The following is a 14,332-nucleotide window of genomic DNA, read 5'->3' as shown; positions in this document are numbered from 1 at the left end:
CTATGAAATACAAAAACGCACTTTTTTATTTTCATCTCAGCCTTATTTCTGCTGTCATGCTCATCAGCCCGGCTGCTCATGCATTGACACTCAAAGAAGCGATTGAAGATGCCATTGTCCATAACCCTGAGTTCCGCAAAGAGGTCAAAGCCTTAAGAGCAACTCAAGCACAGGTAAGGTCTGCTGAAGGAGGGTATTATCCCAGCATCGATTTAAGTGCCGGTATTGGATATGAAGAGGTTAAACAACCAACCATCAACACCGAAGGCAATGGACTTGAACGCCAGGAAAGCTCAATCAAATTGACGCAAAACTTATTTGAAGGCTTTGCCACAGAAGATGAAGTTAAACGCCAAAAATATCGTCAAGACTCTGCTGCGTTCAAAGCACAAGCCGCCGCCAATACCATTGCTCTGGACATGGCCAAAGCCTATATCAACCTACTCAAAGAAAAAGAACTGTTAAAGCTGGCAAAAGACAGTCTGGATACGCACCTCAAAATTCACGACCAAATCCTAAAACGTAATAAGGCTGGCGTTGGAAACCAAGTTGAAGTTGATCAAGCAGAAGCACGTCTTGCTTTAGCACAATCCAATTTGGGTTCAGAACAAAACAATTATTATGACGCTCTAGCAAAATTCCAACGCATTTTAGGAAGACAGCCGGGTAATTCTTTGATAAAACCAAAGTTTAAATACAACTTGCCTGCATCACTAGATACCGCTACTCAAATTGCATTAAAAAACCATCCAACGCTTGAATCTGCCAATGCAGACATAGCCTCAGCTAGAGCTCAATATGATGCGAGTGGTAAAAATTACTACCCAAGCATCAACCTAGAAATTGAAAAAACTTACAACAACAACCTAGCAGGACTTAAAGGGCAAAATAATGACCTGCAAGCCATGCTGAGGTTAAAGTACAACCTATATAATGGTGGACGTGACTCTTCTGAAACCAAACGTACTGCATCAGAGTATTTGCGAGCTACAGAAGTAAGAAACAACAGCCGTCGTCAGGTAATTGAAAATCTTCGTTATGCATGGAATGCTTATAAGTTTATAGGCCAACAACTGCCCTATATCAATAAACATATCAAACTGACGCACGAAACCCTAATCGGTTATCGCAAACAGTTCAACCTAGGGCGCCGCTCTTTGCTGGATTTACTGAACACTGAAAATGAATATACCAGCGCACTGCGCACACTGATTAATAATGAATCAGATCAATTGATTGCCAAATACCGTATTTTGGCGGCAACTGGTGATCTGTTAAAAACCCTATCTATCCAATACAGTTTTGTTGACGCTGAAAAGCAATACAATAACGAATAATCTAATCAACTGGCAGTTTTTATAAAATCTGCCAGGCTGGGGTAGGCTCGACTATTACGGTCTTTCTGCTAATTAGCTCATAACTTTAGTTTACATGCACACTAATAGCTAACCAGATTTGCCACAAGCCCATCAGCATAATTAAAGCTCCTGCTGTGCGTCTGACTTTTTGGTTACGCGACCAACGCGTTAAAAAGAAAGCAAAAGATCCCATTAACAGCAAATTAGGCAAGGTTCCCAAGCCGAACGCCAACATAACAGCACCCCCTTGTAACGCCCCTCCTGAAGAAATTGCCATAATCAGCATGCTATAAACCAAACCGCAAGGTAGCCACCCCCAAATAAGGCCATATAACCAAGCCTGGTAAAGAGATTGAACGGATGTCATTTTTGATACCAAAGGCTGTAGTCGTTTCCAAATTAAGCTGCCAAGCCTTTCAATGACTACAACACCATTCCAAATGCCCGCAACATACAACCCTAACAAAACCATAAACACACCCGCAAATGCCTGTAGTGCTTGCTGTGCAGGTAAAAAAGTTGCCAAAGACGTTACCGTATGTCCTAGCCAACCAAATAAAACACCGATTAAGACATAACTGGTAATACGACCTAAGTTGTAGGCAAGCTGATAAGGAAACATACGCCAAAGACTCAACTGAACCTCAGGCTTCAAATTAAATGACAAAGTGCCGACTACACCGCTACACATACCTAAACAGTGCACGCCCCCCAAAATGCCAACCATTAATGCCGTCAACAACAATGATTCATTCATACAACGTATCCAGTCTTCATGACAACTTGTCCAACTTTCGGTAAGACAAGGCTTCAGCGATATGATTCATAGAAACCTTATCATCCTGCGCCATATCAGCAAGAGTTAAGGCGACTCTCAACACTTTATGATAACTACGAGCTGACATACCCAATTGATTCACCGATCTTTCCAACAAACTTAAGGATGCCTCATCTGGCTCAACCCTTTCTGTAAGTTCTTGAGAGGTTAAGGCCGCATTCAGTTTACCCTGTCGATCCAACTGTCTTTGATGGCAGATGGTAACGCGCTCCTTAACGTTTGCTGAGGTTTCACCCGACTGAACTTGCGTTTGACTCAATTGTTGAAAATCCACAGGAGAAACTTCAAGATGACAATCAATACGATCTAACAATGGCCCAGATATTTTTCGTAAATAGCGATTTATTTGTTCCGGCGTGTCTTTACAGCGCCCTAAATGGTCATCGCTAAAGTAACCACTAGGTGTAGGGTTCATAGCACATATGAGCTGTACATTTGCCGGGTAAGATACCTGTTGATTCACCCTTGAGATTTCCACTTTTTTCGTTTCCAAAGGTTCTCTAAGGGCTTCCAGAACATTCCGATTAAACTCCGGGAGTTCATCTAAAAATAAAACAGAATGATGCGCCAATGACAAAGCGCCTGGTTTAGGCACAGAACCAGAACCACCGCCGACTAAGGATGGTGCTGTTGCCGTGTGATGCGGTCGAACCAGGTTTCTTTTGAATAAGGTTTCTCCCGCAACCGGTTTACCGGCAAGGGATCGAATCGTAGCTATTTGCATAGCTTGCTGAGGGGTTAAGTCTGGCAACAAAGTAATCAAGCGTGATGCCAGCATACTTTTACCTGACCCGGGAGGACCAACCATTAATAAAGAATGCCCGCCAGATGCGCAAATTTCCAACACACGTTTTGCCTGAAACTGCCCTTGAATGTCAGCAATGTCTTCTTGGCCAATCGAAAAGTCTTCCGTACTTTCCGGTATAACAACTTCGTCACATGAAGTCAGGTCATTTTCACCAGCAAAGAAAGCACACACATCTAATATATGCCCAGCTGCCAAAACCTCAGCTCCTTCAATCACTGCGGCTTCTGCTAGATTATCTCGCGGTAAAATAAGAACTTTTCCAGCCTCTTTTGCTTGAAGCACTGCTGGCAAGACACCTTCTACACGGCGTATTTCACCATTTAAACCCAGCTCTCCGATAAACTCAAACTGCATAAGATCTTTATCGGTGTGCAACTGTTGAGATGCCAACAAGATACCTAAAGCAATCGGTAAGTCATAGCGACTGCCTTGTTTAGGAATATCTGCGGGCGCCAAATTAACAGTTATACGTTTGGGTGGGAGTTGAAAACCGCTACTAATTAAAGCGGAGCGCACTCTGTCTTTACTTTCTTTGACCGCAGCTTCCGGCAAGCCCACCAAAGAAAATTGCGGCAAACCGTTGGTTACATGTACTTCCACCTGAACAACAGGCGCTTCCATGCCTGAGGACGCACGTGTTTCCAAAATGGCATAATGCGGTAACACGGGCTAAATTTATTCCTGACTCTCTAGTGCGGCAACCTTAACTTCCAAGGCTTCAAGTTTCTGACGTGTTTTAGCCAATACAGCGGTTTGCACATCAAATTCTTCTCTTGAAACCAAGTCCATTTTTTCAAAGGCTCGGCTCAAACTGGCTTTCAAGTTTTTCTGCGCTTGCTCTGGCAGTTCACCAAAACCTTGAGGCAAAACTTTAGATACCGTTTCTACCAAAGATGCAATCTGTTTCGAATCCAGCATAATGTCTCCAAGTTAGCGATACAACCGTAATTTCAGTCTTTACGGCATAATTTATTAAGCTAAAAACTATACTCTATATTCCTATCCAATACCATTAAATTGCTAGAGCTATTCAGCTAAACGTCATCTTTTAAAAGAGGTTCAAATCTATTCTTAACGCAACGGTTTTGTGTAAAATAAGAAAATATTATTCGTAATCCTTAAGGTCTAGCATGTTACTTGATATTAACGACGCACCTGAAAAGTCTATTCGCATCTTCAATCAGTTAATCGATATTTTTGAAGAACAGTCAATTAACCCATCACCGCTAAATTATTTTATTTGGTACGAATACTACAAAGGCGACAATCCAAAGTTCCGTCAGGAAATGGATAAAATCCTCAACGACCCTTTCGGCTACCATGATCGCTTAGGCAGACGCCTTTACGATGAATTTTTCGCTGATGACGACACCGCAGACAATGAATTCGATAAAGCACTCAAACGCTTAATCGGTTTAGTCATCAAAAAAATGAATATTTGGAGCGACAAGCTTGCCGAACAATCTAAGCAACTTGATCAATGCGCTACATCTTTGAATGACCCAAATATTGATGCCGAAACACTAAAAGCACTCACACAAACCGTCCAAACTACGGTTAGCTCAATGCAAACTTCAAGCGAAGATCTGCAAAAAGAATTGATGTCGAGTAATGAAGAAATCACCCGCTTACGTAAACAATTGATTGATACAAAAGCTCAAGTCATGATGGATGAACTGACCGAAGTCGGTAACCGAAAAGCATTCAATATCGCTATGGCAGAGATGATGGACACAGCACAAGCTAACGGCACGCCAGACAGTCTTGCTCTAATCATGACGGACATTGACCACTTCAAACGCTTTAATGACAATTTCGGCCACTTGGTCGGCGACAGTGTACTTCGCTATTTTGCCAACCTAATGAAAAAAACCAAGCAAGAAAACGAAACCATTTGCCGTTACGGAGGTGAAGAGTTCGCTATTATCGTTGCTGATACCGACTTGGAATCAGCAGCTGAACGCGCCGAAACGATTCGTCATGACATAGAAAATGCTAAATTAAAAAGAAAAGATTCTGCAAAGGAACTAGGAAAAATTACCGCTTCTTTCGGCATCGCTATTTATAAAGGCATGGAAGAGACGGTTGATGAGTTTATCAAACGTGCTGACGATGCACTGTACCTAGCCAAAGAAAAGGGACGCAATCAAGTTAAAACAGAATTAGATTTGGAAGAAACTTCGTCCTAGCACAAACGCAAAAAACGCCATCCAACCGATGGCGTCTCACTTAAAGTTTCAGATTTTTAATGTATTCAAGCATTCTATTTCTTAGTACGAATTAATAGCGTATCCACACCTAGCTTTCTCAGCTCATTGCGTTTACGATTCATCACAAGACGATCTGTAAAAGGCCCTAAACGCAGACGATAATAGGTTTTGCCTTTCGACTGGATACTGGATATTTTCATGACCTGATCATGCTGTGCCAAACGTTTTTGCTCTCTTAATGCTGCATCTTGTTCGGTAAAGGTTCCTGCCTGAATATAGTAAGGCGTAGGCAACTCAATCGAAATCGGCACTGCATTCACTACCACTTCTGTTTGCGCCAAGCCGTGATAAAAGCTGTAATGAATCTTATGCTCATCTTCCTGTGCTTTCGGTACGACAGCCGCTTCAAACGCCGGCTTTTCAGCCGTTTTTTTCGTTTCTTCCGGTTTTGCTACCTGTTCTTCAGATTGAGATTTAGAAGCTGCTTCAGCGATTTGCTGAGCATCGCCCGATTTCACACCCTTATGAGCAAAGTGCTGTACCACAAAAAAACCACCCAACAAGCCAACAGTGATAACACCTGCCACCAACCACACCCACTTCATTGACGAGGCAGGCTCTTCTTCTCGCTTTTGAAGTTGAGATTTACGCTGGTAAGGCTGCTTTGCTGTAAAGTGCTTTTGCTTGTAGTCGCGTGCCATAGAAGCTAGATAAGTCTCATTACATGCTTTCCGGTGCGGAAACACCCAATAATCTCAAACCGTTTTTCAATACCTGTCTGACCGCCGTGATCAAAACAAAACGTGCTGTGCGTAACGCTTCGTCTTCAACCATAAACTGACATGCGTTGTAATAAGAGTGCAGTCCATTCGCCAAATCTTTCAGATAATAAGCAACTTGGTGTGGCTCATAAGTTTGCGCAGCGCGCGCAATCATCTCAGGGTATTTAGACAACAAGGTTGCCAAGTCAGTTTCATGTTCAGAAGTCAATAATGAAAAATCTGCCAGGCTGGGGTCAACACCCGTAACATAGCCTTTTTCCGCTGCTTGTTCAAATACACGACAAATACGCGCATGAGCATATTGAATGTAATAAACCGGGTTTTCATTGGATTGCGATTTTGCCAAATCCAAATCAAAATCCATATGCTGTTCAGACTTACGTTGAACGTAGAAAAAACGCGCTGCATCCGAACCAACTTCATCACAAAGCTCACGCAACTTAACAAACTGACCAGAACGTGTGGACATCGCTAATTTTTCACTGCCACGATACAAAATCGCAAACTGAACCAACAACACTTGCAACGCATCCGGATTAGTTTCCATCGCCTGCATTGCCGCTTTAACTCGAGGTACATAGCCATGGTGATCCGAACCCCAAATATCAATCAGTACGTCAAAACCACGTTCCAGTTTATTAAAATGATAGGCAATATCTGATGCAAAATAGGTTTTTAGCCCATTATCACGCACCACAACACGATCTTTCTCATCTCCGTACTCGGTTGATCTAAACCACAAAGCACCATTTTTCTCGTAAATTTTATCTGCGGCCTGCAACTTTTCAATCGCTGCATCAATCACACCAGAATCCATTAATGAACGTTCTGAAAACCAGTTATCAAACTCAACACCAAATTCCGCAAGGTCTTCACGAATATCAGACAAAATAACAGTCAATGCTTGCTGAAAAACAATTTCATACTTTTCAGCCCCTAACAAAGCTTTTGCTTTCGCAATCAAAGCATCGATGTGCTGATCTTTATCACCGGAAATTACATTACCATCAGCGTCTTTCACTTCATCAGCAGCTACGCCATCAAAGACTTCACTTGCATCAACTTTAAAAGCATCATCATGTTGATGCCAAAGCTCTTCAGCAATTTTAACAATGTAATCGCCCTGGTAACCGTTACTTGGAAAATTCAATGACGCGCCACCCACTTCCAAATAGCGCAACCAAGTGGAGGCTGCGAGAATATCCATTTGACGACCCGCATCATTTACATAGTATTCTCTTGATACTTCATAACCTGCTTCCGCTAAAACATTGGCGACACTTGCACCATAAGCCGCACCACGACCATGCCCAACATGCAAAGGCCCCGTTGGGTTTGCCGAAACATATTCAATTAGCACCGAACGACCATTACCAACATCGCATTTCCCAAAGTCATCACCTTTTGCCAAAACGTCAGGTACAACATCAAATTTAGCGGCTTCTTTGACAAAAAAGTTGATAAAGCCAGGCCCGGCAATTTCGACTTTTTCAACCACGTCAGAAGACGGTAAAGCCTCGATAATCATTGCCGCTACGTCTCTTGGTGGCTTGCCGACGACTTTTGTCAACATCATTGCCAAATTGGTCGCATAATCACCGTGTGACTTATCTTTGGTATTTTCCAAATGAATTTTTGGATGCGTGTCTTGTGGAAGAACACCCGTTTGTTTTAAGGCATCTACGACTTGAATCAGTAACTCTGTCACCTGTTGCTTCATGGCACAACTCTTTAAAAAATCTATGATAAAAATTAGCCGCTATTTTACTCAAATTAACAGCTAAATATGCGGCTAAATTCAATTAGAAAGCTTGTGATCTCAAAAATATCGTTCATAACGACACCATCTCACAAACAATTTATATCAATAATTTTTATAATAATTTCATTAATTTAAATCGAATTAACCACCGAAAATCGCTATAATTATTAACGAAAGTATCTTAGGCAGAATGGAATCTAATGCAATGCAGCACGTAGCCAAGGCTCAAAACAAATTTGTCTTGTTTTTGATTGCAGTTTTTATTTTGATTGCTGCCTTTTCTTGGTTACCCAAATCTATATGGGGTATCGAAAACCCATTTCAGTCCCTTGCTCAATTCTCAAACCTGATCTTAATCATTGCTTTCGCACTCAGTTATCAAGCCTATAGAAACACTGCAAAAAAGCTGCTTGAGCAAAATGAAGCGAACAAAAAAGAGCTGAAAAATATTCGCAAAGCCCATAAAAAAGAAAAAGACCGCCTTACTATTATTTTAGACAGCAGTCGCATCGCTTATTGGGAATGGAATATCAAAAAAAATACGGCTTTCTTTTCTGATTTATGGCAAGAAATGATTGGCTTTCCTAATCATGATTTTCCGCAAGACTTACACGCCTGGCAAGCACGTATCCACCCTAGTGATCAAACAAGTGTACAAAAGAAACTTCTAAAATTACTGAGTAATCGTTCAACCGCTTATGAAGATGTTCATCGCGTAATGAATAGTGATGGTGACTATATCTGGGTATATGATCGAGGCCAAACCCTGCTTTCCCCTCAAGGCGAAATTGAACGGCTGATTTGTGTTCGTCTTGATGTGACAGAGCAGAAAAAAATCGAAGAAGAATTAACGCTTGATCGTATTTTGCTGGACTCTACGAACGAAGCGATTTCCATTACCGATAAAAACTTCAATTTTATCCGCACCAACCCCGCCTTTCACAAGGTTTTTGGCCTTAACGAAAATGAATTGAAGCAGTTAACCCTCGGCACCTTGCTCGATAATCTGCAAGATGAACCGCCTATCGACATCTTGTCGAAGCTGGAACAGCATGATGAATGGCGAGGAGAGCTTCTCTTACACCATGAAGATGGTAAATTGGCACGAGCCAGCCTGGTAGATATTCACAAAGTCTGTCATGAAACCACTGAGAACACCCATTACACACTGGTTTATACCGACATCACTCAGCTAAAAGCTACACAACAAGAACTGGATCACTTAGCACACACTGATATCGTAACAGGACTACCCAATAGAAACTTTTTCTATACTGCGTTAAAGAAACAGCTACAGAACGCCTCCCATACTGACGAAAAATTTACCATTATGTTTCTGGATTTAGACAACTTTAAAACCATTAACGACACCCTTGGTCATGGCATAGGGGATTCTCTACTGAAGTCCGTTAGTAACGTTATTTCAGAACAAGTCGCCAAAGACACTATTTTGGCAAGAGTTGGCGGGGATGAGTTTGTTATCTTGTGTAAAACCTACACAACAGAAGAACAATTAGAACAGGTCGGTCAGCGCTTAAATCAGCTACTGGAACAACCTTTTAAATTAGGTGGACACGAGGTCAGCATTGGTTCCAGCATCGGTATAGCGATTTATCCAGATCATGGTGCAACGCAAACCGAACTACTACAAAATGCCGACTTGGCAATGTATCAAGCGAAAAGATCCGGTAAAGGCCAGCATCGAATCTTCGATTCCAGCCTAAGCGAACCTCTTCAATAATCTACCAACCTAAAACTAAGACTTTTTCTTTGGTGCCGCTTTTTTAGCCGTTGTTTTCTTTGCGGTTGTTTTTTTGGCTGGCGCTTTCTTTGCAGGTGCCTTTTTTGCCGCCGCTCGACCACGTTTCTTCGGTGCAGGTGCTTCGTCCAAACGCTTCTGACACTCTTCCAAAGTCAAAGTATGTGGATCTTCGGTTTTCGCAATTTTGGCGTTTTTCTTAGTGGTAACATCCGTAATATAAGGCCCCCAACGACCTTTCAAGATAACTACATCTGTCCCCTTGAATACACGAACAATCTTTTCGGCTTCGGCAACTATCTTCGCCTCAACCAAAGCCATAGAATCTTCTAAGGAAATCGACAGTGGGTCAAACCCTTTGATTGGTGCATATTTCTTAGGGCCATATTCCAGATAAGGTCCGAAAGGCCCTTGTTTGGCAATAATTTCTTGACCTTTTTCTACTGAGAAAACCGTTCCATCAATGGCACTTGCACTAAAACTTTCGGTCGCTTCACCAACGACACGCGGCAACTTGAACAGCTCCAACGCCTCTTCAATTTTAATCGTGTCCATTTTTTGCCCTGCAACCAAACTGGCAAAACGCGGTTTTTCATCATTCTCGCCATCACCCAGCTGAACATAAGGTCCAAAACGTCCAATTTTGACGAACATAGGTTGTCCACTTGCCGGATCATTACCCAACAAACGTGATTGCCCAGCTTCTTCTCTGGAGACATCTTCTGCAGCTTCTACTTTAGGATGGAACTGTTGATAGAAATTCTGCAACATCTGCTGCCAAGACTCTTTGCCTTGCGCGATGACATCGAATTCATCTTCAACATTCGCAGTGAATTTGTAATCTAACACCTCACCAAAATGCTTCACCAAAAAGTCGTTAACAATACCCGCAATATCGGTTGGGAAAAGTTTGTTCTTTTCGCTACCAGCCATTTCGGTTAACGTTTCTGCTTCTAGACCTGAAGCCGTCAAAGACAACTGACGATATTCTCTCGGCTGACCCTCACGATCTTCTTTCACCACATAACCACGTGCTTGAATGGTATCAATGGTTGGTGCATAGGTAGATGGTCGCCCAATACCCATTTCTTCTAACGTTCTAACCAAGCTTGCTTCGTTATAACGAGCTGGCGCACGTGAAAAGCTCTGGCGAACAATTAGTGAGCCTAGGTCAAGTGATTGACCGATTTGCATTGGCGGTAAAATACCTGCTTCTTTGTCACCATCGGAGTGATAAACTTTTAGGAAACCTTCAAACTCAACCACTTCACCTTTCGCCACCAATTTTTCATCTGGCAAATTAGAAATAGCAATATCAACTGTCGTACGTTTCAAACGCGCATCTGACATTTGCGATGCAATCGCACGACGCCAAATCAACTGATATAAACGCTGTTCATTTCTTTCACCTGAGACTTCAGACACTGAAAAATCCGTCGGACGAATGGCTTCATGCGCTTCTTGCGCATCAGCATTTTTTGTTTTAAAACGTCGGGATTGAGAAAAAGCTTCACCATATTGAGCGGAAACCACTTGGCGAGCACTTGCAATCGCTTCTTCGGACAAGTTCAAAGAATCCGTACGCATATAGGTGATTTTTCCAGACTCATACAATCGCTGAGCAACCGACATGGTTTGCTTAACAGAAAAACCAAGCTTTGCAGCTGCTTCTTGCTGCAAAGTAGAGGTGGTGAATGGTGGTTTCGGAGATTTCTTCGCTGGTTTTTCTTCTAGATTGGCAACCGTCAATTGCCCTTGCGATAGCGTCTTTAAAAAAGTTTCTGCTTCTGCTTCAGTATCAAAAGCGGCATTACGCTTAACTTCAACTTCACCCACTGACTTTTTCTGTTCGTCTAATAACGCTAAAGTGCCTTGCAGACGGAAAACAAATTCGGATTGGAACGCATCAACTTCTCTTTCACGCTCTACAATCAAACGAACGGCAACAGACTGTACACGTCCGGCAGAAAGTCCTGTACGGATCTTTTTCCATAAAATCGGTGAAAGTTCAAAACCTACGATACGATCAAGAATACGCCTTGCTTGTTGGGCTTCAACTAAGTCCATATCTACTGTGCGAGGCTCGGCAATGGCTTTTTGAATAGCTGACTTGGTAATCTCATGAAATACGATACGCTTGGTTTCAGCAACATTCAGATTCAAGGCTTCCGCTAGGTGCCATGCAATGGCTTCCCCTTCGCGGTCCTCATCCGTTGCCAGCCAAACCGTTTCTGCGCCCTTGGCAAGTTTTTTCAGTTCGGTAACTGTTTTCTTTTTATCAGGCGAAACCTCGTACTGCGGCGCAAAGCCATTAGGAATATCAATCCCCATGCCTTTTTTCTGAATATCGCGAATATGGCCATAGCTTGAGCGAACGGTAAACCCTTTACCCAAATATTTTTCAATGGTTTTTGCTTTGGCTGGTGATTCCACAATCACAAGATTTGTCATAAATATCGTATCTCAAATAATGTCTTTTTATTAGAGTGCAAAAAAAAAAGTTGAAATGCAATCTATTAAATGTATTACCTTAAAAATTAGCGTATTCTAATATCATTCCGTTTAATTATTTGATTTTTTTATCAATTTATTCCCAGCATTTTTAGAATGTATAATGAAACAATACGAATGATTTAAGAAATGAATGCTTCATGAAACTCAAAAATCTTCTCATCGTCGAAGACGAACCAACCAGCCTCAAACTACTTGAAATCTTTCTGAAGAACGAACCTTTCCGTTTGACGATTGCGCGAAATGGCAAAGAAGCTTGCCAAATATTAAAAGAACAAACACCTGACTATTTCCAATGTGTGATTTCAGATATAAATATGCCTGAAATGACGGGGCTTGAACTTTTAAGAACCCTTAAAGATGACCCAGACCGTAAACATATTCCAGTCATTCTACAAACCGCGGTTTCCGGTGAAGAAGACATTAAAAAAGGGATTGAACTGGGTGCTTTTTATTACCTACTCAAACCAGTCACCAAAGAAACCTTACTATCTCTAATTACTGCTGCGTTACAAGATTATGAAAACTATCTTGAAGCCTCGCGATCTTTAACTGAAAACGCCAAACCTTCGCCCTTATTAAAAAGCGGCCAATTTACTTTTAAGAACCTTCAAGAAGCAAAAAATTTAGCGCAATTTTTGGCATTAATGACCTCTGATCCTGAAACGATTGCAATGGGGTACCTTGAACTCATGATCAATGCCATAGAGCATGGCAATCTCGGTATTACTTATGACGAAAAAACCGAGCTTGTCGCCACTGGCGAACTGCAAAATGAAATAAAACGGCGCCTTGCTTCAAATGAATACAAAGATAAATTTGTTACTGTTGAGCTCAGCCGGGACGACGAAAAACTGGCAGTAACCATTCAAGATATGGGCAAAGGCTTTAAATTCGAGGAGTATATGGATTTCTCTTTAGACCGCGCTATGGATAACCACGGGCGTGGCATTATGATGGCAAACAAGCTAAGTTTTGACGAATTAAACTATAGCAACAATGGTAATACAGCCACTTGCATTACCTCTAAAACCCAATAGCTTGCCACCTAAAGATTTATCCAACACTTGCGTTATTTCAATCTACGCCAACGCCCTGCTGACATGGCCTCTATTTCTCCCGTCACTTCCAAAATCAACAACTGACTTTGAATATCCGAAACAGGCCACTTACTGAGTACCGCCAACTCATCCAGACTAACCGGTTCGTACTCGATCCACTGTAACAAGCTTTTCTCTTTTTCCCGCTCAGTAGCTTTATTATCTCGTACGTCCACTTGAGACGTATCGGGCAAAACGTTATCCAATAAAGACAACTGAATCAAACTGGACAGATCTTCCAACACATCCTGACCCGACTCAGCAAGCTTCGCACCCTGTCGAATCAATTGATGACAGCCTTTCGAGTGCGGACTGTTAATTGACCCCGGCACGGCAAACACTTCTCGCCCCTGCTCCATCGCTAGCCGAGCCGTAATCAACGAACCACTTTTAAGCGCCGCTTCAACCACCAACACCCCCACACTCAGCCCGGAAATAATACGATTCCTTTCAGGGAACTGATGCGCCAAAGGTTTCGTACCCAGCGGGTATTCAGACACGATTACCCCAGCCTGGCAGATTTTATGTGCTAATTCTCGATTAGAAGCTGGATAAACCCTGTCCAAACCTGTTGCCACAACAGCGATGGTAGTACCTTGCGTCTTATCCGATGCCGCTTCATAAGCGGTCAGCGCACCTTCATGTGCTGCTTGGTCAATACCACTTGCCAAACCACTGGTGACCGTCATGCCCACTTTTATAAAATACTGTGCAAAATCCTTGGTAATACCAATGCCGTACTTAGTGGCATTACGACTACCGACAATACCGATTTGAGGATCTTTGAGCAAATTCACCTGCCCCATCGCATAAAGCAAAATAGGTGGGTCAGAAATTTCCGCTAACATCGAAGGATAACGCTCATCACCAAGACACAAAATATGATGATTTTCTTCTTGCGCCCAATCTTCTGCTTGCTGAACCAGCTCGTCTATTTTCGAGTCAAATAAACGTTCAAACTGTCTTGGAGTTAACAAATCAGCGGCTTGCCAATCTGCTTGAGATGCTGACATGGCTTGAGAAATCGAACCAAAACGAGCCTCAATCGCATCAAGTTTGATTGCTTTCACTTTTGCAAAATGGAGTTTTAAAAAATCTCGTCTTGCGGCATCAGCCTTAGTGTTTGGAGTGTTTACTGCAGAGCTAGTCATGAAAAAGAAGTCAAATCCCGGAAATCAATTCCTATCAAAATAACGCCAGAATA

The 14,332-nt window shown here is 42.2% G+C and carries 11 protein-coding genes; 4 read left to right on the top strand and 7 right to left on the bottom strand.

All coding sequences use genetic code 11. The annotated features are described in order from the left end of the window. The first annotated feature begins 2 nt into the window (after nucleotides 1-2). Entirely contained in the window at nucleotides 3-1,337 is a 1,335-nt protein-coding gene (locus tag N745_RS0100880; protein WP_024850259.1) for a TolC family outer membrane protein, read from the top strand. 85 nt (nucleotides 1,338-1,422) lie between these two features. Here the strand turns inward: N745_RS0100880 and N745_RS0100875 are convergent, their stop codons facing one another. Genes N745_RS0100875 through N745_RS0100865 form a run of 3 tightly spaced genes read right to left on the bottom strand, consistent with a single transcriptional unit; the run spans nucleotide 1,423 to nucleotide 3,922 of the window. Beyond that, nucleotides 1,423-2,115, bottom strand: a complete 693-nt coding sequence (locus N745_RS0100875) for a sulfite exporter TauE/SafE family protein (protein ID WP_024850258.1) — start codon at nucleotides 2,113-2,115, stop codon at nucleotides 1,423-1,425. 16 nt (nucleotides 2,116-2,131) lie between these two features. Next, nucleotides 2,132-3,670 carry a YifB family Mg chelatase-like AAA ATPase gene (locus N745_RS0100870; protein WP_024850257.1) on the bottom strand — a complete coding sequence of 513 codons (1,539 nt, stop codon included), beginning with the start codon at nucleotides 3,668-3,670 and terminating at the stop codon, nucleotides 2,132-2,134. Between the two features lie 9 nt (nucleotides 3,671-3,679). Beyond that, nucleotides 3,680-3,922 (bottom strand): accessory factor UbiK family protein, encoded by a 243-nt coding sequence (locus N745_RS0100865; protein WP_024850256.1) that lies wholly within the window; start codon nucleotides 3,920-3,922, stop codon nucleotides 3,680-3,682. 212 nt (nucleotides 3,923-4,134) lie between these two features. On the opposite strand from N745_RS0100865, the gene N745_RS0100860 reads away from it, so the two are divergent. After that, the gene (locus tag N745_RS0100860; protein WP_024850255.1) at nucleotides 4,135-5,193 is read left to right on the top strand and encodes a GGDEF domain-containing protein; all 1,059 of its coding nucleotides are present in this window, start codon (nucleotides 4,135-4,137) and stop codon (nucleotides 5,191-5,193) included. A 74-nt stretch (nucleotides 5,194-5,267) separates the two neighbouring features. On the opposite strand, the gene N745_RS0100855 is transcribed toward N745_RS0100860, so the two are convergent. Both N745_RS0100855 and argS read right to left on the bottom strand, forming a co-directional pair. Continuing rightward, nucleotides 5,268-5,915 carry an SPOR domain-containing protein gene (locus tag N745_RS0100855; RefSeq protein WP_024850254.1) on the bottom strand — a complete coding sequence of 216 codons (648 nt, stop codon included), beginning with the start codon at nucleotides 5,913-5,915 and terminating at the stop codon, nucleotides 5,268-5,270. A 19-nt stretch (nucleotides 5,916-5,934) separates the two neighbouring features. Next, nucleotides 5,935-7,716, bottom strand: a complete 1,782-nt coding sequence (gene argS / locus N745_RS0100850) for an arginine--tRNA ligase (protein ID WP_024850253.1) — start codon at nucleotides 7,714-7,716, stop codon at nucleotides 5,935-5,937. Between the two features lie 247 nt (nucleotides 7,717-7,963). Between argS and N745_RS0100845 the strand changes: the two genes are divergently transcribed. After that, nucleotides 7,964-9,499, top strand: coding sequence for a sensor domain-containing diguanylate cyclase (locus tag N745_RS0100845; protein WP_024850252.1), 1,536 nt, complete (start codon nucleotides 7,964-7,966; stop codon nucleotides 9,497-9,499). 15 nt (nucleotides 9,500-9,514) lie between these two features. On the opposite strand, the gene topA is transcribed toward N745_RS0100845, so the two are convergent. Continuing rightward, nucleotides 9,515-11,968 carry a type I DNA topoisomerase gene (topA, locus tag N745_RS0100840; protein WP_024850251.1) on the bottom strand — a complete coding sequence of 818 codons (2,454 nt, stop codon included), beginning with the start codon at nucleotides 11,966-11,968 and terminating at the stop codon, nucleotides 9,515-9,517. 200 nt (nucleotides 11,969-12,168) lie between these two features. Here topA and N745_RS0100835 point away from each other — a divergent pair, with 200 nt between their 5' ends. Continuing rightward, the gene (locus N745_RS0100835) at nucleotides 12,169-13,068 is read left to right on the top strand and encodes a response regulator (protein ID WP_024850250.1); all 900 of its coding nucleotides are present in this window, start codon (nucleotides 12,169-12,171) and stop codon (nucleotides 13,066-13,068) included. A 32-nt stretch (nucleotides 13,069-13,100) separates the two neighbouring features. Here N745_RS0100835 and dprA read toward each other — a convergent pair whose 3' ends face one another. Beyond that, on the bottom strand, nucleotides 13,101-14,279 hold the full coding sequence (gene dprA, locus N745_RS0100830) for a DNA-processing protein DprA (protein WP_024850249.1): 1,179 nt from the start codon (nucleotides 14,277-14,279) through the stop codon (nucleotides 13,101-13,103). Nucleotides 14,280-14,332 lie beyond the last annotated feature (53 nt).

The sequence above is a fragment of the Hydrogenovibrio kuenenii DSM 12350 genome (genome assembly GCF_000526715.1).
GTDB lineage: Bacteria > Pseudomonadota > Gammaproteobacteria > Thiomicrospirales > Thiomicrospiraceae > Hydrogenovibrio > Hydrogenovibrio kuenenii.
The sequence above is the reverse complement of the archived record's forward strand: the minus strand, read 5'-3'. Positions and strand labels throughout refer to the sequence as shown.

Excerpts from the sequence above, each read along its gene's own strand:
- N745_RS0100880 (WP_024850259.1), top strand. The coding sequence starts at position 3 with ATGAAATACAAAAACGCACTTTTTTATTTTCATCTCAGCCTTATTTCT.
- N745_RS0100875 (WP_024850258.1), bottom strand. The coding sequence starts at position 2,115 with ATGAATGAATCATTGTTGTTGACGGCATTAATGGTTGGCATTTTGGGG.
- N745_RS0100865 (WP_024850256.1), bottom strand. The coding sequence starts at position 3,922 with ATGCTGGATTCGAAACAGATTGCATCTTTGGTAGAAACGGTATCTAAA.
- N745_RS0100860 (WP_024850255.1), top strand. The coding sequence starts at position 4,135 with ATGTTACTTGATATTAACGACGCACCTGAAAAGTCTATTCGCATCTTC.
- N745_RS0100855 (WP_024850254.1), bottom strand. The coding sequence starts at position 5,915 with ATGGCACGCGACTACAAGCAAAAGCACTTTACAGCAAAGCAGCCTTAC.
- argS (WP_024850253.1), bottom strand. The coding sequence starts at position 7,716 with ATGAAGCAACAGGTGACAGAGTTACTGATTCAAGTCGTAGATGCCTTA.
- N745_RS0100845 (WP_024850252.1), top strand. The coding sequence starts at position 7,964 with ATGCAGCACGTAGCCAAGGCTCAAAACAAATTTGTCTTGTTTTTGATT.
- topA (WP_024850251.1), bottom strand. The coding sequence starts at position 11,968 with ATGACAAATCTTGTGATTGTGGAATCACCAGCCAAAGCAAAAACCATT.
- N745_RS0100835 (WP_024850250.1), top strand. The coding sequence starts at position 12,169 with ATGAAACTCAAAAATCTTCTCATCGTCGAAGACGAACCAACCAGCCTC.
- dprA (WP_024850249.1), bottom strand. The coding sequence starts at position 14,279 with ATGACTAGCTCTGCAGTAAACACTCCAAACACTAAGGCTGATGCCGCA.